Source organism: Prosthecobacter sp. (assembly GCF_014879935.1).
Classification (GTDB): Bacteria; Verrucomicrobiota; Verrucomicrobiia; order Verrucomicrobiales; family Verrucomicrobiaceae; genus Prosthecobacter.
Window position 1 is genome coordinate 1 of the sequence record NZ_JACSRD010000243.1, and the last position, 20,421, is coordinate 20,421.

The 20,421-nt window shown below is 62.6% G+C and carries 20 protein-coding genes; 4 read left to right on the top strand and 16 right to left on the bottom strand.

Going from position 1 to position 20,421, the window contains the following annotated elements:
• The first annotated feature begins 292 nt into the window (after window positions 1-292).
• Window positions 293-1,102, top strand: a complete 810-nt coding sequence (locus IAE77_RS27935; RefSeq protein WP_294234161.1) for a hypothetical protein — start codon at window positions 293-295, stop codon at window positions 1,100-1,102.
• A gap of 15 nt (window positions 1,103-1,117) precedes the next feature.
• Here the strand turns inward: IAE77_RS27935 and IAE77_RS27940 are convergent, their stop codons facing one another.
• The gene (locus IAE77_RS27940) at window positions 1,118-1,600 is read right to left on the bottom strand and encodes an RDD family protein (RefSeq protein WP_294234164.1); all 483 of its coding nucleotides are present in this window, start codon (window positions 1,598-1,600) and stop codon (window positions 1,118-1,120) included.
• A 240-nt stretch (window positions 1,601-1,840) separates the two neighbouring features.
• Here IAE77_RS27940 and IAE77_RS27945 point away from each other — a divergent pair, with 240 nt between their 5' ends.
• Window positions 1,841-3,310 carry a DUF1501 domain-containing protein gene (locus IAE77_RS27945; RefSeq protein ID WP_294234166.1) on the top strand — a complete coding sequence of 490 codons (1,470 nt, stop codon included), beginning with the start codon at window positions 1,841-1,843 and terminating at the stop codon, window positions 3,308-3,310.
• Between the two features lie 155 nt (window positions 3,311-3,465).
• On the opposite strand, the gene IAE77_RS27950 is transcribed toward IAE77_RS27945, so the two are convergent.
• Together IAE77_RS27950 and IAE77_RS27955 are read right to left on the bottom strand one after the other, a co-directional pair.
• Window positions 3,466-4,086 carry a hypothetical protein gene (locus IAE77_RS27950; protein ID WP_294234171.1) on the bottom strand — a complete coding sequence of 207 codons (621 nt, stop codon included), beginning with the start codon at window positions 4,084-4,086 and terminating at the stop codon, window positions 3,466-3,468.
• A 57-nt stretch (window positions 4,087-4,143) separates the two neighbouring features.
• Complete coding sequence (locus tag IAE77_RS27955; RefSeq protein WP_294234173.1) at window positions 4,144-4,620, bottom strand: lipocalin family protein; 477 nt, start codon at window positions 4,618-4,620, stop codon at window positions 4,144-4,146.
• A 126-nt stretch (window positions 4,621-4,746) separates the two neighbouring features.
• Here IAE77_RS27955 and IAE77_RS27960 point away from each other — a divergent pair, with 126 nt between their 5' ends.
• On the top strand, window positions 4,747-5,577 hold the full coding sequence (locus IAE77_RS27960) for a DUF2071 domain-containing protein (RefSeq protein ID WP_294234176.1): 831 nt from the start codon (window positions 4,747-4,749) through the stop codon (window positions 5,575-5,577).
• Here IAE77_RS27960 and IAE77_RS27965 read toward each other — a convergent pair.
• The 13 genes from IAE77_RS27965 to IAE77_RS28025 all read right to left on the bottom strand — a co-directional run bounded on the left by IAE77_RS27965 (window position 5,567) and on the right by IAE77_RS28025 (window position 19,748).
• Window positions 5,567-6,154: a hypothetical protein gene (locus IAE77_RS27965; protein WP_294234180.1), complete on the bottom strand. Its 588-nt coding sequence runs from the start codon at window positions 6,152-6,154 to the stop codon at window positions 5,567-5,569. The two genes, IAE77_RS27960 and IAE77_RS27965, sit on opposite strands and share 11 nt — an antisense overlap.
• Before the next feature lie 39 nt (window positions 6,155-6,193).
• On the bottom strand, window positions 6,194-7,552 hold the full coding sequence (locus IAE77_RS27970) for an APC family permease (protein ID WP_294234183.1): 1,359 nt from the start codon (window positions 7,550-7,552) through the stop codon (window positions 6,194-6,196).
• Window positions 7,549-8,295, bottom strand: coding sequence for a glycosyltransferase (locus IAE77_RS27975; protein ID WP_294234186.1), 747 nt, complete (start codon window positions 8,293-8,295; stop codon window positions 7,549-7,551). Before IAE77_RS27975 ends, IAE77_RS27970 begins: the two co-directional genes overlap by 4 nt.
• Window positions 8,292-9,572, bottom strand: a complete 1,281-nt coding sequence (locus IAE77_RS27980; protein WP_294234188.1) for a glycosyltransferase — start codon at window positions 9,570-9,572, stop codon at window positions 8,292-8,294. Before IAE77_RS27980 ends, IAE77_RS27975 begins: the two co-directional genes overlap by 4 nt.
• Entirely contained in the window at window positions 9,569-10,816 is a 1,248-nt protein-coding gene (locus IAE77_RS27985; protein WP_294234191.1) for a nucleotide disphospho-sugar-binding domain-containing protein, read from the bottom strand. The genes IAE77_RS27980 and IAE77_RS27985 overlap by 4 nt, the downstream gene beginning before the upstream one ends.
• Window positions 10,813-12,078: a nucleotide disphospho-sugar-binding domain-containing protein gene (locus IAE77_RS27990; RefSeq protein WP_294234195.1), complete on the bottom strand. Its 1,266-nt coding sequence runs from the start codon at window positions 12,076-12,078 to the stop codon at window positions 10,813-10,815. Before IAE77_RS27990 ends, IAE77_RS27985 begins: the two co-directional genes overlap by 4 nt.
• Window positions 12,075-13,325 (bottom strand): nucleotide disphospho-sugar-binding domain-containing protein, encoded by a 1,251-nt coding sequence (locus IAE77_RS27995; protein WP_294234198.1) that lies wholly within the window; start codon window positions 13,323-13,325, stop codon window positions 12,075-12,077. The genes IAE77_RS27990 and IAE77_RS27995 overlap by 4 nt, the downstream gene beginning before the upstream one ends.
• Window positions 13,322-14,578: a glycosyltransferase gene (locus IAE77_RS28000; RefSeq protein WP_294234201.1), complete on the bottom strand. Its 1,257-nt coding sequence runs from the start codon at window positions 14,576-14,578 to the stop codon at window positions 13,322-13,324. The genes IAE77_RS27995 and IAE77_RS28000 overlap by 4 nt, the downstream gene beginning before the upstream one ends.
• Window positions 14,579-14,638: 60 nt before the next feature.
• Entirely contained in the window at window positions 14,639-15,928 is a 1,290-nt protein-coding gene (locus tag IAE77_RS28005) for an MFS transporter (protein WP_294234204.1), read from the bottom strand.
• A complete protein-coding gene (locus IAE77_RS28010) occupies window positions 15,925-16,587 on the bottom strand; it encodes a hypothetical protein (protein WP_294234208.1) in 663 nt (220 codons plus the stop codon). Before IAE77_RS28010 ends, IAE77_RS28005 begins: the two co-directional genes overlap by 4 nt.
• A gap of 75 nt (window positions 16,588-16,662) precedes the next feature.
• Window positions 16,663-17,298 (bottom strand): phosphatase PAP2-related protein, encoded by a 636-nt coding sequence (locus IAE77_RS28015; RefSeq protein ID WP_294234211.1) that lies wholly within the window; start codon window positions 17,296-17,298, stop codon window positions 16,663-16,665.
• A complete protein-coding gene (locus IAE77_RS28020) occupies window positions 17,295-18,503 on the bottom strand; it encodes a 1-acyl-sn-glycerol-3-phosphate acyltransferase (protein ID WP_294234214.1) in 1,209 nt (402 codons plus the stop codon). Before IAE77_RS28020 ends, IAE77_RS28015 begins: the two co-directional genes overlap by 4 nt.
• Window positions 18,504-18,569: 66 nt before the next feature.
• Window positions 18,570-19,748, bottom strand: coding sequence for a PQQ-binding-like beta-propeller repeat protein (locus tag IAE77_RS28025; RefSeq protein WP_294234216.1), 1,179 nt, complete (start codon window positions 19,746-19,748; stop codon window positions 18,570-18,572).
• A gap of 264 nt (window positions 19,749-20,012) precedes the next feature.
• On the opposite strand from IAE77_RS28025, the gene IAE77_RS28030 reads away from it, so the two are divergent.
• On the top strand, window positions 20,013-20,421 hold a 409-nt coding region (locus IAE77_RS28030), incomplete at its 3' end, for a hypothetical protein (RefSeq protein ID WP_294234219.1).

The following is a 20,421-nucleotide window of genomic DNA, read 5'->3' on the forward strand; positions in this document are numbered from 1 at the left end:
ATCCGTTATCCAACCCGTGAGTACAACTTCTTTCTCTCGCCTTTTGAGGTTTTAAAACACTGCCTAGAGGACGCGATGACATGAAGGATCATGAGCACTCATGAAAACCGTCACCAACCTGCGGCAGGAAACTTTTTCGTTGAACGGATCAGTGGCGATGAGAAACAGGCTGAATTGTCACTTGAAGAAGGCCGCTGTCGCCGGGTTGGCACGGTGATGTGACCAAACCGCCACGCACGCACGCTTGATGCGTTCACGGCCGAAGTTCATTCAACCTGACACGACTTTGCCCATGACGATCCGACGGCTGCTCATTCTCTGCCTGTCGCACGCATTCACCGATGTGCGTTCGCAATCGCCGGAGAAACCGCCGGCCAGATTCACTCCGCCGGTGGCGCATCACATCAGACGCTATGAGCGCACGCTTTCTGGAAACCCGTTCACGCTGTCCACGGCTCCGGAGCCGGCGGCCGCCACCTCTCCTCTGGCTGACTGGTCGCTCGCCAGTGTGTATGGCCCGACGACCGGCCCGACCGTGGCGGTGGTGAACATGAAGACCCACGAACGGGTGCGTTTGCAGGCGGGGGGCACCGGTTCGAACGGCATGCGGCTCATCACGACGCGATTGGGTGGAAATCAGAAGGACACAAGGGTGGTGGTGGACATCGCAGGAGAGCGGCATGAGCTGCGATTCAATCTGGAATGGCTGCGTCAGACGGCAGCGGCAGGAGGCGGCCAAAGATTGCCTGGGGTTGGTGGCGGCCTGAGGACTGCGAAGGCTGCGGCTGTGGTGCCATCCAGGCCAGTGGCCGTCGTGAGCGCACGCGATGCGGCGCATCGTGGCGATCCAGCCTCCATTGCCGGCCAGCTTGCTGGTGCGTTGCCGCAGCGAGCCTCACCGTTGTTCGCCGCAGTCACCACGGGACCCGGTTTCCAGATGGATGCCTCGGCTCCTGGGCAGCCTGAATCTGAGGTTGCCGGTTCCTCTGCCTCCGCGTCAGATTCTCAGGTCTGGACGCAGTTGGAAAGCGCGGTGCCTGTGCCGCTGCGGCGTCATCCACTCAGAGCGACGGCATTTGAGCCGCATCCAGACCCTCAATAGATCGAGCTGCCCTGCTCACGCCTGTACCGCACGCACATCCACGACCTTCGTGCCAGCGATCTCGTCGTGCAGGGTGCGCTTGTTGTCCCGGAAGATCATGAGGCAGTCGATGATCATGAAGAGGAAATTGATCACCGGAATCAGGTAGATGACCTGCATGATGGTCATGCGCCGCACAATGATCCGTGTGCGGTCGCAGGCACCGCCTTCAATCCGGTCGATGCGCAGAGACATCGCTTTCTTCCCGATGGTCTGGCCTCGTGCGAGGAAATTCCAGTTGATCCCCACCAACAAAGCGAGGCCGATGGCGGACCACAGGACGTTACCGGGCTGGAATGCAAACATCGAACCGCCGCCTTGCTGACGCTCCATCTCGCGCTGGAAGGTGCCGGTCACAAATTGCAGCGGCATCACGATCACCATCATGATCAACGAGTCGATGAACGAGGCCACCACGCGACGCCAACGGCTGCCCAGCGGGAGGGCTGAGTCGTTCATGGGGGCCGTGAGGACAGTGGCTTGGGGCGGTGCGTAGGGATTGAAGGCTTCGTTTTCGCTCATCGTGGCCCGGAATAACATGGACTGCATTGCCACGTCGATGAAAAACTCGCCGATCCTGCCGGTGGGGATGGACTTTCCTGCCCCGTCTCGACGTTCAGGCCCCCGGATGGCAAGATCGGCCATTCCTTGTCGTATTTGCGCTCGATCTTGACCTAACCATTCACCCCTTCGCACCCCATGTTCCGTATCCCTGGCGCCCTTGGCAAAGACCTGTGTGACAAAGACCTCGGCATGACCCGCCGCGACATTCTCCGCGTCGGTGGTGGCACCATGATGGGGCTGACGCTCAACAATGTGCTGCGTGGTCAGGCCATGGCCGCGAACTCGCCGAATGCAGGCCGCGCCGGCTGGGGCAAAGCGAAGCACGTCCTCATGATCTACCTCCAGGGCGGCCCGTCGCACCTCGACCTGTGGGACCCGAAGGAAAACGTGCCGGACAAGGTGCGCTCCGCTTTCAAAACGATCCCGACGAAGATCCCCGGCAAGCATTTCACCGAGATCCTGCCGCAGCTCGCGAAGGTGAACGACAAGTTCACCATGATCAATTCGATGAGCTACACGCCGAACGGGCTCTTCAATCACACCGCCGCGATCTACCAGATCATGACCGGCTATACGACGGACAAGGTGAGCCCCTCCGGCCAGCTCGAACCGCCGAACGCGAAGGACTTCCCGAACTTCGGCAGCAACATCATCCGCCTCAAGCCGCCGCAGGAGCCCATGCTGCCCTTCGTGCAGCTCCCGCGCCCGTTGCAGGAATCCAATGTCGTCGGCAAAGGCGGCGGCGCAGGCTTCCTCGGCAAGGCTTTCGATCCCTACACCCTCTTCCCCGATGGCGACGACCTCGACATGGGCAAGATGGACCGCATCAAGATCGACGACCTCCAGCTCCGTCCCGATCTCTTCAGCGTGCGCCTTGAACGCCGCGCCAAGCTCCGCGACGCCATCAACGACCAGATGCCCGCCATCGAGGCCGCCACCAAGGACCTCAGCCTCGACAGCTACTACAATCAGGCTTTGAACCTCATCTCCAGCGGCCGCGCCCGCGATGCCTTCGCCCTCGATCGCGAGCCTGAAAAACTCCGCGACCGCTATGGCCGCAACACCTTTGGCCAAAGCTGCCTCCTCGCCCGTCGTCTGCTCGAAGCTGGCACGCGCGTCGTCGAAGTCATCTGGCCGAAAGTCGCCAACTCCGACAATCACAGCTGGGACCACCACGTCGGCCTCACCGAGCGCATGAAGGGCAAATCCGGCCCCATGCTCGATCAAGGCCTCAGCGCCCTCTTTGAAGACCTCGACGCCTCCGGCCTGCTCGACGAGACACTCGTCGTCGCCCTCGGCGAATTCGGCCGCAGCCCTGAAAAAGGCGTCTCCACCTCCGGCAACGGCAACAGCGCCGACGGTCGCGACCACTGGCCTTATTGCTACACCGCCGTCATCGGCGGCGCCGGCATCAAGCGCGGTTACGTCCACGGCAAATCCGACAAAACCGGCTCCGCCCCCACCGAAGACGCCGTCCACCCGATGGAACTCCTCGCCACCATCTACCACAGCGTCGGCATCGACCCCGAAACCGTCGTCTATAACCACCTCAACCAGCCCCGCGAGCTGGTGAAGGCGAAGCCGGTGACAAAGCTGTTCGCCTGACGCTTCCAGTCATCATCAACGCTTCTCGCGGCCATCTGCACTTCCATGCGGATGGCCGCGAATCGTTTCAGGAGCATGGGCGGGCTGAAATCCGCGACGAACTGTTGCACAGGCACCCGGTGGCTTGAGTGCATCAATGACTTCGATTTGAGCTCTCAAGCGCTCTTCAGGCGCTCCTGCTTCAGCGTATCGTAAGGCTTGTCGAGAATCTCGAGGTTCTCGGGTGTCCAACCGCTTTTGAAGTCTTCGATTGTGAAGGCGGGAGCCATCACCTCCGGCTCGAGCACCTGGCCGCGGCACAGCAGATCCAGCATGTCGCCCGTGTCGCTCTTGAGCACGAGTTCAAACTCCGTGCAGGGAAAGCGACACGGTTCACCAGACTCGTCGGGCTCGTATTCATACAGGATCTGGCCCGAGATGAAGAGCACGCGTCCGTCAGCGAGTTCGACGAAATAATTGGAGCCCTCGTCCTCGGTCTCGTCCACCTGGAAGGCCCGGCGGGCCTGATAAACCTCGCGGCGGATCAGGTTTTTGGCCTCCAGTCCGGCAATGAGCTCCTCCGTGCTTTGGTTCGTCTCACACAGGTCCGGGTCGGTTGCGAACCAGAAGCGCAGCGCGGCGTAACCTGCCACCAAAAGCGTGCCGATCAGCAGTGCCGCGACCCACCAGGGCCAGTCATCGTCATCCGGATACCAGGTGTGAACCTGATGAATCACCAGCGCCAGCGGGACAAAGACGATCAGATTGGCAATCAACCAGCGGAGAACAGTGGGCATGGCCGACACCAGTGGCATCCGCCACTCGAAACGGAAACTCATTTCAACCGCAGGCCCTCACCTGCGCTCGACCCGCTGCGGCACCTTCACGAGCTGCCGCGTGTCGTAGCCTTGCTTCGCCATCCGTTCCAGGATGCCGCGATAGGTTGCCTCATCGAGCACCGGCCTGCGGCTGAGCACCCAGGCCAGTTTGCGGTTGGGATAGCCGATCACGCTCCACTGATAGTCCGGATCGAGGTCGATGATGAGATACGGCACCCGCAGCGGCCAGATGAACTGCACACGCCACTCGGCATTGGTGCTTTGGTTATGGACCCAGGCCACGCCCTTCCACTGTTCCAGCGGCGCGTCGAGGCTGCCGCGTCGGAACAGGAAAATGTTGTCCATTTTGCCATCCGGGCGCAGCGCGTAGTGGTCCAGCGTGCCCACCTTGCCCTTTTCCAACGAGTAAGGGATGTGCGCAAAGACGAACCAGTCGCCCACATAGCGATTCAGATCGACATGTGGCACGGTTTGCAGCGGAGCGGGTTTCATGGAGGTGCAGGAAATGAAGGCGGGCAGCGCCGACAGGAGGAGACCAAGGCGGAAGGACCGAAGACACATGCCAGATGAACGAATCCAGAAGGCGCATGGCCGCGATTTCAGGCGTATGATCCGCACATGCCTGTCATCCCCACGCTCGAATCGCGGCTCGCCTGGCGAGAACGTTGTTCACGTCCGCATGTGATGCATCAGCGTTGGGAAAAGCTGGCCTTCCTGCACTGGCGTTGGAACCCGGACGAGATCCAGCGCACGCTGCCACCCGGCTTGTTCGTGGACACGTTTCAAGGCGACGCGTGGCTGGCCATCGTGCCGTTTTACATGCGCGGCATCCGTCCTCGTTTTCTGCCGTCCGTGCCCGGCATCAGCGATTTCCTGGAACTCAACGTCCGCACCTACGTGCATGACGAACAAGGCCGCCCCGGAGTGTGGTTCTACTCGCTCGATTGCAATCAGCCGCTCGCTGTGTGGACCGCGCGCACGTTCTTTCGCCTTCCGTATCAGCATGCGCGCATGGAGGCTTGCGACAGCTTCCTTGAGTGCGCCGGTCCTGCGGGGCTGTCGGAAAGCTCCAGAGGGCTGGAGCACTCCAAAACGCTGTCGCAGGCCGCGGAAATCCGACGCGAGTCGTGGATTGATTACACCTGCCAGCGTCTCGGTCAGTCAGCTTCATCACGTTATCGCTATCAAGTGTCCGGTGAAACCCACCCCGCTGAGCCCGGCTCCCTCGAGTTCTTCCTCGCCGAGCGCTACCTGCTCTTCGCACACACGCCACGTGGCATCCGCTGCGGGCAGGTTCACCACACACCGTATCCATTGGCGAACGTGAAACTCGAAACCTGGAACTTGGAACCGTTGCTCCAAGCCGGCTTCACCGATCCACGGCGACCACCCGATCACGTCATCGGCTCGCCTGGGGTCGATGTGCGGGTGTATCCGCTCACCGCATGAAGACAGTGATGCCTTCTTCGGCGACGGGCTTCACCGCACGCAGCTTTTTGTCGGTGGAATTGAGCTGCTTGTCGCCTTGCAGGTATTCCGGGATGTCCTCGCTGCTCGGATTGAAGCGGATGCTCACTTTCTCGGCCAGCTTGCCGCCTTCGAAGTTCGCGTAGCCGCCGTAGTCCCACGCAAAGCCGGAGATCTTGAACGGCTTGCCGTTGATCTTCTCGACCTCCTCAATGGTCATGCCCGACTTGAGGCCGTTCTCAAACTTCCAAGCCGCGCCGATGATGCGCACGTCGAAAACGACCTTCTTGTCCTCCTTCTCCGGGTCCCACACGATCTCGAGTTCGCGTTCCGTGCCTTCAAACAGCTTGGCACCTGGAAAAGTCGAGCCCTCGGGACCGGGCAAGTCCATGTTCTTGAGGTTCTTCTTGCCGTAGGCGCGTTCGATGTCCGCCGCCGTCATGTTCGGCTTGATCAAACCGACGCGCTTGCCGAGCACGATGGTGTTGTCGGCCGGATCGAACTCGTCGGCATGAAGAAAGGCGGTGAGAAGCAGCAGGCAGGAAAGGAGGCGTGTCATGAGCGGATTACATCAAGGAGCAGATCGGAAATCAAGCCGTCACTTCACGGCCGCAAACGGCCAGGAGCGTGATTTCCAGCTCCAGGCCAGGAAAACGCCGCTGCCGACCACCAAAGCCAGCGCGCCATAGCCCAGCAGCAGGCGATCCGTCGTCAGCAGCAGGTAAACCCAGCCGACGAGTGCCAGCAGAGCCGGGAGCGGATAAAGCCACATGCGGAAAGGCCGCTCCATATTCGGTTTCAGACGACGCAGCATCACCAGCGCCCCGATTTGACCCGCAAACTGCACCACGATGCGCGTGGTGAGCAGCCCATCGATCAGTGTGCCCAGTTTCACAAACGTGGCCGCCGCAGCGATCAAACCGACCACGATCAGCGAAACGTGAGGGAAACCCATGGTCGGATGCAGGCGGCCAAACACGCGGAAAAAGCTGCCATCCCGTGCCGCAGCGTATGGAATGCGCGAATAACCCAGCAGCATCGCAAAACAGCAGGCCACCATCGTCCACAGCACCAGTCCCGTGAAGAGCTGGGCGAAGTCGTTGCCGTAGATTTTCGCCATCATCATCGTCACCACCGGCTTGTTCACGCCTTCCGCGCTCACAAACTCCCGCCACGGCACCACCCCGATGATGGAGAGATTCACGGCGAAGTAGATCAGCGCCACCAGGACGAGCGACAGCATCACCGCACGCGGGATCACGCGTCCCGGTTGCTTCACCTCGTCGCCAATGAAGCAGATGTCGTAGTAGCCGAGGTAGTCGTAGATGCCGATGCGTGCCGCAGCGCCCAGCGCCACCCATTTCGCCGCGTCGAAGGTCCAGGCACCTTCAGGGAAGTCGAAGGCCAGCTTGGCATCGAAATGCATCACGCCCGTGACGATCACGATGGCCATGGCCAACAACGCACCCGCCCAGAGCATCACGGTGAGCTTTCCGATCGACTCAATCCGCCGATACAGCAGAAAAATGACCAGCAGTCCGACGCCAGCACCGGCGCAAAGCCGTGTGAAGTCGCTGCTCTGCGGCCACAGCGGCTGCAAATATTGCGCCACGCCGATGTAGGCCGTCGCCAGCTCCAGTGGTCCGCTCAGGATGAACTGCCAGATGAACAGGAAGCCCATGAATCGCCCCCAGGTCTCGCGTCCGTAGCCCTCACGCAGATACACATACGATCCGCCGGATTTTTGCAGCGCGGCGCCGAGTTCGCTCCACACGAGGCCGTCCGCCAGCGCCACGATCAAGGCCACCGCCCAGCCCAGCATCGACTGCGGCCCGCCCATCGTCATCATCAACGCCGGAATCGTGATGAACGGCCCCGCGCCGAGCATGTTCGACATGTTCAGTGCCGTGGCCTGCAGGAGGCCAAAGCGGCGTTCAGGATGGCTGGTGGAGGTCATTGCGATTTCTTCGGTCGTTTCCGCCAGCATTGGCTGAAGGCGAGAAGGAGATTGATGCATCGGTCACGCCAGCCAAGCCAGCTTCCGTCGAAATGATGGATGGCGTACGAATCGAGCTCCGCGGCCATTTCCCGGCGTGCCTGAACCAGCCTGCAGGTGGGCGGCGCGGGGTAGAACATCTCGTGGGAGGTGATGACAAGGTCGGAGTGTGTTTGCTGATAAGCTTCGAGAACCGCGTCGAAGACCTCCAGAGTCATGTGCAGCACGTAGATGGGCTCGCGCTCGAATTTGCCGCGGGGCCGGAGCCGGCGGATCATCTCCTGCATCAGGTCGAGCCACAGCGGGTGGCCGGCGGGGGATGCAATCAGCGCGTTGCAGAGGAAGTCCCGGCCGCGGAATTGCATCCCGATGCCGCCCTTCTCCCTCCCCACGATCATTTTGGAGTCTTGGAACAGGGGCGTCAGAGGCCGCAGCGCCTCGAAGTCCATGTCCACGTAGATTCCGCCAAACTGGTGCATGAACGCGAGACGAACGAAGTCGATCTTGATGATGGGGGGCAGCGGCCGGTCCCAAAAGTCCACGAATTGCGGGTAACATTCGTGGATCAGCCGTGAGTTGTCCTCGTCTGTCCACAAACGATACTCCCAGTCAGGATGATGGACCCGCCATGACTGCTGAAACTCCTGAAGATGGGGCGGGATGTCCCGGGTCTTCCAGGTCTGGTGGATGATGCGGGGAATCATGATGCCGGTGCGATGGGGTGAATGTGAGCGTCCTGCATTCTTGCCTCAAGCCAGGCGATCAGGGGCCTGACGTCCCGTTTCTGGAGCAGACGCCGCGCATGTGCGGCCGAATGGTCCCGAAAGGAACGGTCATGCATGCAGCGGGAGAGCAAAGGCAGGGCGGTGCGGCGGGAAAAACGTGTCGCCAGCACGCTCAGACCCGCGCCGAGTTTCTCGATGCGGTCAGCCGTGTCGAACTGGTCATGCGACATCGGCGTGATGAGTTGGGGAACGCCTGCGGCGAGACATTGAGCCAGCGTGCCGATGCCGCCGTGATGGACGCACACTGACACATGCGGCAGCACCAGGCTGAAGGGCGCATAGCTCACCACCCGGACCGATGCGGGCAGGCCGTCCGGGATCTGCCCCGCCTCACGGGAGACGAAGATGGCGCGGCACCGGAGCGCCTGGACAAGTTCCAGAGCGGTCTCAAAGTAGCGCCTGGCATGCCGGTGGCCGGTTCCAGGTGTGAAGAGGACGGGTTTGTCACCCTCTGCCAGAAACGCGCGGAGTTCCGGGCTCAGCGACTCCTCCCCGGACAGATCTTCCAGGGGAAAGTCCCACTGCAGGAGCTGGCGCGGCCAGTCGGGCTGGGGCCGTGCAAACCAGTCTGGAAAAAGAGCCAGCACTCCGTCCGGGGAGTCCCACCAGTCCCAACGCAGGCTGCGTGGCGCCTTCACTCCATGATCGGCACACGCCTTGCGCACATGCGGCTCGGCAAAGCGGTCAAAAGGATTGGGGCCCGAGAGCAGCCAGGTGCGCAGCCACAGCGGCATCTTGCGCAGCCAGCGGAAGGCGGGGATGAACAGCGGCGGCTCATGCATGCTGTTCATGAGCAGTGAGGACGCATGCACCGTCACCAGCGGGATGCCGTGCTTCTCCCGCATCAGCCGTGCGCCGAAGCAGGTCATGGGTGCCAGCAGGAGGCCTGGACGGCCGTTTGGCACGCTCCAGGCCTCGATCGCAGCGGCGTAGTCACCCGTGGCCCGGCCGGCGTAGCCGTGGGCGACCCTGGTGCCCTCGATCATGCGGAAAAGGCCGGGATGCGCGGTCATCTCCTCAAAGTCATCCCGTGCCAGCGGCAGGAACTCGATCCCGGCACGACGCGTGATGGCTTCGAAGACGCTGGCGGCGATCACCGTCGGCTGATGACCGCCTTGCTTCAGATGCCGGGCCAGCCAGATGAAGGGGAGCACGTCTCCGGTCGTGCCGTGGGGCAGCAAAAGGACCTTCTTCATGATGGCATGCGGCTCTCGATCCATTCGAGGAGTTTCGCGACGGGAGGGGCATCGCTCATGCGGCGGGCCACGGCGGATGCGTTTTGGCGGATCGTCTCGTCTTGCAGGCAGCGCTGCAGCCGTTCCCGCAGGCGCTGTGCGTTCACTTGATGAAAGCACAGGCTCACGCCCGCGCCGAGGCGCTCGACACGGTCCGCGTTGTCGAACTGGTCGTGATACATCGGCGTCACCAGCTGTGGAGTGCCGCTGGCGAAGGCGAGCGCCGTCGTGCCGACCCCGCCGGCATGCACCAGGGCGTGGACATGCGGCAGCAGCACGCCAAAGGGCACATACGCCGAGGCGTGGATGAAGGCGGGCAGATCGGGGGGCAGCGATGCGCTGTCGGAGGTGGCGAAAACGGCCTGGCAGCCGAGTTCACGCACGACAGGGACGGCTTCGGTGAAAAAACGTCGCGCCAGCGGACTGCCGGTGCCAGGCGTGAACAGCAGCGTCTTCCGCCCCGACTGCACAAATCGTGCGAGGTCGGCAGGCAGCGGCGGATTCTCCGCGGCCTCCAGCGGAAAATGCCACTGGAACACTTCTGCGGGCCAGTCCGGCTGGGGTTTGGCGAACCATTCGGGGAACATCACCAGCACACCGTCTGGCGAACGGCCCCAGTCATGCTCCAGATTCGTCGGGGGCGTGACGCCGTGCTGTCGGCACAGCGGCCGCAGCGATTCCAGCGCATAGCGGTCGAACGGGTGCGGGATCGCGAGGACCAGCTTTCGCAGGGCCAGCGGCAGCTTCCGCAGCCAGCGGAAAGCCGGCATCAGCAGCGGCAGGTCGTAGGCGCTGGGCAGTGACAGCGGGAAGACGTGAGTCGTCACCATCGGGATGCGGTGCTTCTCACGCAGCAGCCGGCCAGCGTGGCACGACTTTTGTCCCAGGATGAGATCAGGCCGTCCGTGTTCCGCCATCCAGGACTCCGCCGCCTGCACGATGTCCTGCGCCACCCGGCCGAAGTAGCTGTAGGCCAGCCGGGCGGCGGTGAAACGACCGGCCATGCGTGGATCAGCCTGCATCTCGTCCATCACGGTGCTGCATAGCGGTGAGAAGTCGATCCCGGCCTCTTCCGCACGCCGGGCATACTTGTCACAGCCGATCATGGCCACACGGTGACCTCGTTCGCGGAGCCGTCTTCCGAGCCAGATGAAGGGGAACACATCCCCGTGGCTGCCGTATGGGAGGAGCAGAATCTGTTTCATGCAGTCATGGAAGCAGGGCTGGGCATGCGGCCTTCCAGCCAGTCTGTCAAAACAGAGATGGCAGTCCTGCCGCGGATGCGTTCCTGACAACGCCGGGCTCCGTGCCGGATCGACTCGTCCTCCAGGCAGCGCCGCAGCAGCGGCAGGGCACGTCCAGGGGTGAACTGATCATGATCCAGCATCAGGCCGGCACCGAGGTGCTGCACCACTTCGGCGTTGTCCGGTTGATCGTAGGCCATGGGGACGATGAGCTGCGGAATGCCCGCTGCGAAACACTGCGACAGCGTGCCCATGCCGCCATGGTGCACGAAGGCCGCCGCCCGCGGCAGCAGCTGGCTGAACGGCGCATACGTTGTCACAAAGATCGACTGCGGCAGCTCCGGTGGCACGAGTCCGGCATGCGGCGTGGCGAAAACGGCCCTCACGCCGAGCTGTGCGGCCAGTCGTGTGCTGGTTTCGAAGAAGTCGCGCGAATGGAGATGCTGGCTACCCAGGGTGAAGACCACCGGCTTGTCCCCCGCCGCCAGAAACGCTGCCAGGCGGGGTTCCAAGGGGCGTGCGTCAGCCATGTCTTCCAGCGGGAAATCCCACTGCAGCGTGTTCGCCGGCCAGTCCGGCTGCCGTGCGGCAAACCACTCTGGAAACAAGGCCAGGCTGCCATCAGGTGAATGCCACCAGTCGCGCAGACGCCTCGGCGGCCGCACACGGTGCTCGCGGCAGCTCTCGCGCACCTGCGGCAGCGCCAGGTGGTCGTAAGGTGCCACGTGAGTCAGGAAAAAGCGCCGCATCGCCACGGGCAGCAGTCGCAGGAGTCCTGACGCCGGGAGGCTGCGCGGCACCTGGTGGGAGCTGACAAACTGGTAGGGACTCAGGATCGTCGAGATCACCGGGACGCTCAGCTTCCGGCGCAGGATCGGCGCGGCGAAGTTCATGATCGTGGCCAGGATCAAGTCGGGCTTTCCCTGCCGGGCGATGACATTTTCCACCGCCTGCAGACACCTCGGCACGCAGCGACCGGCAAAGGCATGCGTCACTTTCAGGCTCTGATGCGGCCGCCACAGCGCGGGGTCGCGCACCAGTGCCTCGTAGCCGTCATCCGGGATGGGTTCGAAGTCCAGACCGGCCTGAACAGCCATCTGCCGGCAGGCTTCCACCCACACCAGCGTCACCGAGTGGCCGCGCTCGCGCATCTGCCGGCCGGCCCAGACGAAGGGAAGCACATCGCCCGTGGTGCCGAGCGGGAGAAGGAGGATCTTCATCATGGCCGCGTGCATCGGGCTTCCAGCCAGCGCACCAAGGCCGCCGGATCGCGCTGCTTTTGCATCCGCAGGGCGTGCTCACGGGCCCTGCCGGCGATGGTTTCGTCTTCCAGACAGCGCCGCAGCAACGGCAGCGCTTTGGCCACCGAAAACCGGCTGTGGCTGATCTGCAATCCCACACCGAGCTGCTCCACGCGGTCGGCATTGTCCGGCTGGTCCAGAGACATGGGCACCACCAGTTGCGGCACGCCGGCGGCCAGGCACTGGGAAGTCGTGCCGATGCCGCCATGGTGCACAAACGCCCGCGCTTGCGGCAGGATCTGGCGGAACGGGGCATAACGGGTGACGAAAACGTTGTCTGGAAGCCCGCTCGGGAGCTGTTCCGGCCTCGGCGTGATGAAGACCGCACGGCACCCCAGGGCCTCCACCAGTTTCGCCGCCGTGGCGAAGAACTTTTCGGCGTGGAAATGACCCGTCCCGGCGGTGAAGAACACCGGCTTCCCATCTTGCGCCAGGAACCGCGCCAGTGCGTCCTCCACGGGCTGCTCCCCACCCATGTCTTCGAGGGGGAAATCCCATTGCAGGAAGTTTTGCGGCCAGTCGGGCTGCGGCGCGGCGAACCAGTCTGGAAACAGCGCCAGGACGCCGTCCGGCGAGTCCCACCACTCCTTCCACAAGCTGCGTGGCCGCACGCCGTGGGCGATGCTGCACCGCCTGACCGGCCCCATGGCAAAGAGATCGAGCGGGTTCGGAAATCGTAGGATCGTCCGCCGCACGATCAAAGGCATGGAACGCAGCCAGCGGAAGGGCGGAATGACGACCGGCGGCCGGTGCCCCTTGATGATCATCATCGGATACAGATGCGTGGTCACCAGCGGGATGCCCAGCTTTTCACGCAGGACACGGGCGCCGAAGCAGATCATCGGTGCCATGATGAGATCGGCCCGTCCCGCAGACTTCATCACGGCCTCCGCCGCCGCCACGTAGTCCTTCGCCGCCCTGCCGCCGTGCGTGTAGGCGGTTTTCAGCCCCAGGCCGAGTTTCCACAGGCTGGGGTCACGCAGCATCTGCTCCAGCTCGTCATTCGGGGTGGCGCTGAAGTCCAGGCCTGCCTGCTTTGCCAGGGCTTCATAGCGTGGCGCGGTGATCATTGTCACGCGGTGGCCATGGGCCAGCAACTGGCGTCCGAGCCAGATGAAGGGGTAGGTGCTGCCGGACGTGCCGTAGGGGAGCAGCAGCACGTGGCTCATGGAGGAGGCGAAGACAGGTTCATGTGGTTTTCAATCCAGCGCATCAGAATAGCCGGATCAGGCGAGTGAGCGATTTCTTGCTGCATGAAACCCACGCTGTCCCGGATCGAGTGATCCCAGATCAATTCGTGCAGTTCTTTCGCCACACGATCCGGTGTGAATTGCCGCACGCTGAGGCCGACACCTGCGGCCAGCCGCTCCACGCGGTCCGCGTTGTCCGGCTGGTCGTGCGCCATGTGCATGATGAGCTGCGGAACGCCCGCCGCAAAGGCCTGCGACATGGTCCCGATGCCGCCGTGATGCACAAAGACCGACGCCTGCTTCAAGAGCGTGCTGAACGGCGCATACTCCTCGACATGAATCTGCGGCGGCAGGTTCGCGGGCACCTGCTTCGGCTCTCGCGTCACAAAAACCGCGCGACAGCCAACTTTCGCGACTGCTTTGGCCGCCACGTCGAAAAAGCGTGCCGCCTGCACATTCGCGCTGCCGGGCGTGAAGACGACCGGAGGCTCGCCGGCGGCCAAAAAGGTCTGCAAGCCCGGTGAGAGCGGTTGTTCCTTCGCGAGATCTTCGAGCGGAAAAGTCCACTGGAGCAGGTTCTCCGGCCAGTCGGGTTGTGGAGCGCAAAACCAGGCCGGAAACAGCGCCAGAACGCCATCCGGCGAGTCCCACCACTCCCGCCACAGGCTCTTCGGCGGCTTCACCCCATGCTTCTGGCAAATCTGCCGCACTTTTGGCAGCGCGAACAGATCCACCGGGTTCGGCAGCGAGAACAGCGCGCGTTTGAACCAGACCGGCATGCGGCGCAGCCATTTCATCGCAGGATGGAGCAGCGGCGTCTCATGCACGCTGAGAAACACCGCTGGTTGCAGATGCACGGTGATCAGCGGCGTGCCGTGTTTCTCCCGCGCCAGCCGACCGGCAAAGGCCGTGACGGGCGCCAGCATGAGATCGGCCTTTCCACAGCTCTCGATGGCCGCGAGGTAGGGCTCCACGGACTTCGCCGCGAAGTCGAAGACGACTTTCGTGCCGTGGCCGAGCTTCCAGATGCGTGGATCGCGGATCATGGCCTCGAACTCGTCCCTCTCGCCCAGCGGGATAAACTCGAGACCGGCACGTTTTGCCTGCTCCTCAAACAAACAGGCCGTGATCATCGTCACCCGATGCCCCCGGGCCAGCAACTGCCGTCCCAGCCAGATGAAGGGGAACACATCGCCTGCGCTGCCGAAGGGAAGAAGGAGAACGTGGGGCATGAGGTGGAATGTCGAATGACGAATGCAGAATGACGAATGAATGAGCGGTGTCGCGGGCGATCATTCGGCATTCGGCATTCGACCTTCGTCATCGCCCTTCATCCAGCGTTTGAGCATGGCCGGGAGCGCGGCGGGCCGGGACATCGTCACATAAATGCCTGCCACCACGGCGCAGGCGGCGCAGAACCAGAAGATCTGCCCGGGCGTCCATTGCAGGCGGATGTTCAGCTCCTTTTGCAGCAACGCCGCGGCGCTGATGCCGACCCACGAAAGCCACGACGCGGCTCCCTGCACCGCGCCTTTGCGATCCGCTGGCGGCCGATGTTGCAGCACCGCGGCCAGCGGCACGATGAACAAACCGCCGCCGATGCCGAGAAGGGCGAGGCAGAAGGTGAACAGAGTTTTGGAGATGCCTTCAAGGCCGAGCATGAATCCCATCGCGGCCATGACGAACGCACCGAGCGGGATGAGGCCGTATTCCACGTGATCACCACTCAGTTTGCCCGCGAGCAGGCTGCCGGCCGCCATGCCGACAGCCAAGGCGACCTGCAGGGCGCTGTTTCCGAGCGGATCGACATGCATGACCTGCTCCGCGTAGAGCAGCAGGTTCATCTGAATGAGGAAGGCGATGAAAAAGAAACCGGTGTTGCCCAGATTCGCCCGCCACAGGTCGCGATCGGTGCGCATCCAGCGGAACTCCCGCCACAAATCGCCGAGGAAGTTGAGGCGCAGCGGTTTGTCCGGACTCGCGGCCGGAACGCGCGTGATGCCGCGGCTCATCAGCCAGCCGATGATGGCCAGCCCCAGCAGGATGACGCCTGGCCAGGCCGGTTTGTCCGCGAAACCGACCGCCAGCCAGCCTGCCGCCAGGGTGCCGAGGATCGCGGCGAGGAAGGTGAGCATCTCGATCACACCATTCGCCCACGAAAGTTTCTCCGGCGGCACCACCTCCGGCAGCGAACCGTATTTCGACGCGGCGAAGAAGGCGCTGTGCACACCCATGAGGCAGATGCTGGCGAGCTGGAGGTTCAAGTTCCGCGACGACAACGCCAGCGTGGCGAAGATCATGATGCCGACCTCCATCGTCTTCACGCCGATCATCACATGCCGTTTGCTGAAGCGATCCGCCATCCAGCCGCCGAACATCGAGAACAGCAGGAACGGCACGGCAAAGTAGGTGCCGGCGTCCGACACCAGCGCATCCAGCTGCGCCTTTGGCAGATGCTGCGCCATGACGAGGAAGATCACGAGCTGCTTGAGCACGTTGTCAGAAAACGCGCCCTGAAATTGCGTGCCCATGAGGCACCAGAAACCATGTTTCCAGTTGGAGGGAAGAGGGGGCGGGTTCATGCGCGTTTGGCGGCGGCTTGTGCGGGTGTGGGGCAGAATTTCTTCAGCAGGAAATGCGTTGGCAGATAGACGAGGATGACGAGCAGCGCGATCCACGCCACGAGATAAAGCTCCGCGCTCATCCAGGTCTGTGGCCGGGCGTCATTCATGCCGAAGACGTAGTTCACATTGCGCGGCAGGTTGGGATCTGGCAGCGCTTCGCCAGCCTTGGGAAGGAAACAGAAAGCGATGAGGCAAAGCACCGTCGCGGACGCCGCCCAGCCTTTGAACGCGCGATGATCGTAGCCGAGCTTGAACACGAGAAAGACGAGCAGAAATGGCAGCCAGCCGTGGAACAGCGACAGACCGCGCAGGAACAGCGGTTTTGTCTCATCGAACATGTAGGCCGTCATGCCGGTCATCGTGTTGCCCGTGAGCTGGACGGCGAAGTCCGCGCACCACAAAGCCTGCGGCAGCAGGATGCCCACGGCGGGCAGGGACACGAGCAGCGGTTTCTCCAACCACAGGCCCGCAAGCGTCAGCAGCAACGCGACATCGCAGAAGTAGAGGAAGTTGGTCGGGCCGTAGTAGCGCCAGTAAACAGGGATCAAAACGGCCATGAAGGCCGTGTAGGATGTCTTGAGCCAGAGTGGGATGGCTGGGGAGGTGGTCGTTTTCATGCAGGCGGATGTTTCGGGAGATGATTCGTGCCGGCCTATCGACCGTCTGGGAGATCGCATTGAGAAAATGCCTGGTCAGCGCAGCCAGAGGTCGATCACCGGTGCCACGCGGGCCGCCATGTGATGCGCAAAGAAGGCCACCGCAGCACCGGCGATGACGTCCAGCGTGTAATGCGCCCGCAGCAGCAGCACAGCGGCCATTTCTCCCAAGGCAACAATGATGACGGCAATGGCGAGCCAGGCGGGGCCGGCGTGAGCCACGGTCAAGGCACCCAGCACCGCCAGCGCCGTGTGGCCGGAAAAGAAAAAGTCATTCCCAACTTCGTAGGTCACCAGCAACGAAGGGCAGCCGGGATGCCGCCAGATCATGCCGGGAGGTGGTGGAAGGCTGCATAGCGCCTGCGAAAGCTGTCGCAGGCTGAAAAGGATGAGCAGCGCGATGAACGGCGCGAAACTGCCGCCAAACACGGCCATGCCGATCACAGAGAGCCCCAGCACATCGATGAAAAACGAGCTGACGATGAGCAGTCGGTTCGCGGCACGATCATTCTGCCGCAGCCAGCCGTGCCACCGGGCGGTGAGATCGTGAACGAGGTCGCCCAGACCATGGCGTGGGGCGCTTTTTTGGGCGATGAGTCTCTGCGTCCAATGCCAGGCCGCCAGCGCGAGCACCACGACGCCGACACGAATGAGGATGGGTGGGATGTTCATGATCTGCGATGATTGAGGGATTCCTGCATCAGCGCTTCCAACTGCTGACGGATGGCCAACGTGACTGGATCAGCTGAAGCGCCCCGCGGACGTTCGGGTGAGACCTCGATGGCGTCGCCGATCATCACGACGGCGCGCATCGGCGGGTGCGGCCGTGCGATGTCGGTAAGATCTTCCTCAACGCGCTCCACCGTTTCCAAGAGGCGTTCAGGTGAGTCAGCGGTGTCGAGGTAACTGCCCGGGTAGCAGTGAAGCTGCTGCACGAGGTAAAGGTCGGCCAACTGGCGCCAACGCGTGGACTTGTCAGCCTCTGAGAGTGTGTCATCGAGCAAGTCGGGCACGATGGCGGTGCGCAGCGCTTTGATGCGCTCCATCGTATCCTTGTCCCGGCGTGGTGCTTTGAGCCATCGGACCTCCAGCGGCGAGAGCAGGCTGTCGATCATGATGCCGACACGCTCTGCAAGCGGCCCGCTGCGTGCGCTGCCAAAATGCTCGACCTCTTTGAGCGAGAGCAATGCCTCGCCGAGCTTCGCGACACGCTGCCGCACGGAAAGATGTGTCTGCGGCTGCCAGGAGAGCTTCGTTTCGATGTCTTTGAGCACGGGGCGCAGCGTGGCTTCGAGATCGCCTTCGAAAAAGTAACGCAGGAAGGTGGGATGGATCACGACTTTGCGGCCTGCGTCGATCTTGTTGGCGAGCTTTGCCCCCAGTCGTGCCATGAAGGCCACGCCGTCCATCAGGTGGGCCAGGTGATCGTTGCTGCGAGTGATGAAGCCTTCGGGGAAGACGACCAGCGGACGTTTTGCCTCGCCGAGAATCTGCGTCGCGTGATTCAGCGACTCGCGATCCATGCCTTCGCGGAACATGCTGAATCCACCCATGCGCGGCAGCAGGAAGGATTGCACCCGGCTTTGATGGAAGATGTGCCAGCTAGCCATCGTGCTGAATTCGCGCCGGATGTGCGGTCGCAACCCACGAGCGATCACCATGGGATCGCAAGGACGGCAGTGATTGGCGGCGATCAAAACGCCGTGACCTGAGTTCAGTGAGTCACACAGCTTTTCCGCGTGGACGCTGGTGCAGGACTCGATGCCGTAGTCCTTCCGCAGGTGATGCGGCAGCCAGAGATGAACGAGCGTGCTCCAGAACCGGCTGTTGCGCGACGGGATGAAACGATACGGCTTGTCGATGATCAGCTGCTGCATGGCGCAACCCTGCCCATCGGGCGGCGCTTCCTCGAATTGATATAAGTCGATGTTGTATTGAGTGCGTCAATTGACGCTCACGCAGGCCATGTCGCCGGCGGCGTTGCGCACGTAGATGCGGCCGTTGGCGAGGACCGGGGCGCTCCAGCAGCGGCCGGTGAGGACCTGGGTGCGGGAGATCGGCTCGAACTTGGCCGCATCGGCCTTCGCGATGATCAGCTCGCCCTTGGCGGTCATGATGATGAGTTTGCCGTCGGCGGCCATGAGGGAGCAGAAACCGGTGGAGGCGTCGCTCCATTTCTCGGTGCCGGTGGCGAAGTCGATGCACTTGAGCGCGTTGGTCTTGTCGTAGTCGCCATCGCTGCCGAAGAGATGGCCGTCGATCAGCACGGAGGAGTTGAACTGGTTCTTCATCACGCGGCTGCGCCAGACTTCCTGCGGTTCCGCGGAGGCGAGATCGAGCAGGGCGCAGCCTTTGTTGTAGCCGGAGGAGATGAAGAGCTTCGTGCCGCTGAGGATGGGATCGGCGGCGTTCACGCCGTAGCTGGTGGACCAGGTGTGCTCCCACAAGACGGTGCCGTTTTTCGGATCGACGCCTTTGTAGGCACGGCCGGAGCCGATGACGACCTGCGCCTTGCCGTTCACGGTGATCGGATAGGGCGTGGAGTAGCCCGCGTTGTCGGTGTCGGACTTCCAGACGAGCTTCCCGGTGGTTTTTTCGACAGCGGCACCGGCTTTGCCGACGTTGACGATGATCAGGTCGCCAGAAACGAGCGGGGAGCCGGAGAAGCCCCAGTCGGGGATGTTCGCCTCGGTTTCCTGCTGGATGTTTTTCTGCCAGAGGATCTTTCCGGTGGCCGCGTCGAAGCAAAGCAGGTCGCCCCAGCGGCTGAGATGGTACGCCTTGCCGTCTTCAATGGTCGGTGTGGCCGAGGTCCCGCCCTCGTAAAACTTGTCGCCCAGATCGGCGGCATATTCGTGTTTCCAGACCGGCTTGCCGCTCACCGCATCAAGGCAGAACACAGTGTCCTTGCTGTCCGCATGGCCGGTGGTGTAAACGCGGCCATCAGCCACGGTGAACGAGGCAAAACCGATGCCGATCTTGCCGCTCCAGAGTTTTTTCACCGCGGTCCCGGTGAGTTTTTCGGTCGAAATGCCATCGTGGTTCGGCCCACGCCAGATCGGCCAGTCAGCGGCCTGGGCGACGGTGGCGAAAGCGGTCAGCAGGAGGAGCGGGATTTTCATGGGGAATCGAGGGTCAAAGATGGGTGTCGGTTCGTCGCACCATCGCACAGAACGGGGCGGCGATGCAACGCTGATACGCCTGTCCCACCTGATGGACTGCCTTTTGAGACAAAACAGAGATGATCGTCGGCAGAAGCGCGGGCCGTGAGAGGTGACAAACCCCGAAAGCCTCCCAGGGCCCGGCATTCCTACGGGCGAAAAGATCAGCCGGATTTTTGTTTTCGAGGATGTGTGCCTTCCATCCTCGTTCATGGGTTTGCGGCCATGGCAGGACTTCCGCTTCCGCCGACGGCAGGCACGGCGCTTGCGGAAGCCCGCACGGCGGGGATGGAAACAACTCTTTCCGTGACGGAAGCCGTTTCGTCCGTGGCTGGGAAAAGCCTCTCCGTGGCGGAAAAGACGGTCTCGATCCTGGACTTAACTCCGTCGGTCCCGGACCAAACTCCCTCCGTCACGTTTTTGGTTGTCTCCGTCGCGGAAAAAAGGTTTTCCGCCACGGACAGACTTTCTTCCGCCGCCGGGACAGTTTTCCCGGCCGGGAGAAAACTCCCTGCGCTGCGGAAAAGACCCCGTCCGTCGCGGACCAAACTCTTTCAGCGCGGTCGCAGCGCCTGTGGCCCCGGTCTGACGCTGCTGCTGAAGCGGTCATCCCCTTTCAAACCCCCGGCTCAAA

What these genes read in the sequence shown, in the direction of transcription:
- IAE77_RS28020 (WP_294234214.1), bottom strand. Translation starts at nt 18,503, where the DNA reads ATGCAGCAGCTGATCATCGACAAGCCGTATCGTTTCATCCCGTCGCGC.
- IAE77_RS27950 (WP_294234171.1), bottom strand. Translation starts at nt 4,086, where the DNA reads ATGCCCACTGTTCTCCGCTGGTTGATTGCCAATCTGATCGTCTTTGTC.
- IAE77_RS27965 (WP_294234180.1), bottom strand. Translation starts at nt 6,154, where the DNA reads ATGACACGCCTCCTTTCCTGCCTGCTGCTTCTCACCGCCTTTCTTCAT.
- IAE77_RS27955 (WP_294234173.1), bottom strand. Translation starts at nt 4,620, where the DNA reads ATGAAACCCGCTCCGCTGCAAACCGTGCCACATGTCGATCTGAATCGC.
- IAE77_RS28025 (WP_294234216.1), bottom strand. Translation starts at nt 19,748, where the DNA reads ATGAAAATCCCGCTCCTCCTGCTGACCGCTTTCGCCACCGTCGCCCAG.
- IAE77_RS27945 (WP_294234166.1), top strand. Translation starts at nt 1,841, where the DNA reads ATGTTCCGTATCCCTGGCGCCCTTGGCAAAGACCTGTGTGACAAAGAC.
- IAE77_RS27995 (WP_294234198.1), bottom strand. Translation starts at nt 13,325, where the DNA reads ATGAGCCACGTGCTGCTGCTCCCCTACGGCACGTCCGGCAGCACCTAC.
- IAE77_RS27985 (WP_294234191.1), bottom strand. Translation starts at nt 10,816, where the DNA reads ATGAAACAGATTCTGCTCCTCCCATACGGCAGCCACGGGGATGTGTTC.
- IAE77_RS27980 (WP_294234188.1), bottom strand. Translation starts at nt 9,572, where the DNA reads ATGAAGAAGGTCCTTTTGCTGCCCCACGGCACGACCGGAGACGTGCTC.
- IAE77_RS27990 (WP_294234195.1), bottom strand. Translation starts at nt 12,078, where the DNA reads ATGATGAAGATCCTCCTTCTCCCGCTCGGCACCACGGGCGATGTGCTT.
- IAE77_RS27970 (WP_294234183.1), bottom strand. Translation starts at nt 7,552, where the DNA reads ATGACCTCCACCAGCCATCCTGAACGCCGCTTTGGCCTCCTGCAGGCC.
- IAE77_RS27935 (WP_294234161.1), top strand. Translation starts at nt 293, where the DNA reads ATGACGATCCGACGGCTGCTCATTCTCTGCCTGTCGCACGCATTCACC.
- IAE77_RS27960 (WP_294234176.1), top strand. Translation starts at nt 4,747, where the DNA reads ATGCCTGTCATCCCCACGCTCGAATCGCGGCTCGCCTGGCGAGAACGT.
- IAE77_RS28005 (WP_294234204.1), bottom strand. Translation starts at nt 15,928, where the DNA reads ATGAACCCGCCCCCTCTTCCCTCCAACTGGAAACATGGTTTCTGGTGC.
- IAE77_RS27940 (WP_294234164.1), bottom strand. Translation starts at nt 1,600, where the DNA reads ATGAACGACTCAGCCCTCCCGCTGGGCAGCCGTTGGCGTCGCGTGGTG.
- IAE77_RS27975 (WP_294234186.1), bottom strand. Translation starts at nt 8,295, where the DNA reads ATGATTCCCCGCATCATCCACCAGACCTGGAAGACCCGGGACATCCCG.
- IAE77_RS28010 (WP_294234208.1), bottom strand. Translation starts at nt 16,587, where the DNA reads ATGAAAACGACCACCTCCCCAGCCATCCCACTCTGGCTCAAGACATCC.
- IAE77_RS28000 (WP_294234201.1), bottom strand. Translation starts at nt 14,578, where the DNA reads ATGCCCCACGTTCTCCTTCTTCCCTTCGGCAGCGCAGGCGATGTGTTC.
- IAE77_RS28015 (WP_294234211.1), bottom strand. Translation starts at nt 17,298, where the DNA reads ATGAACATCCCACCCATCCTCATTCGTGTCGGCGTCGTGGTGCTCGCG.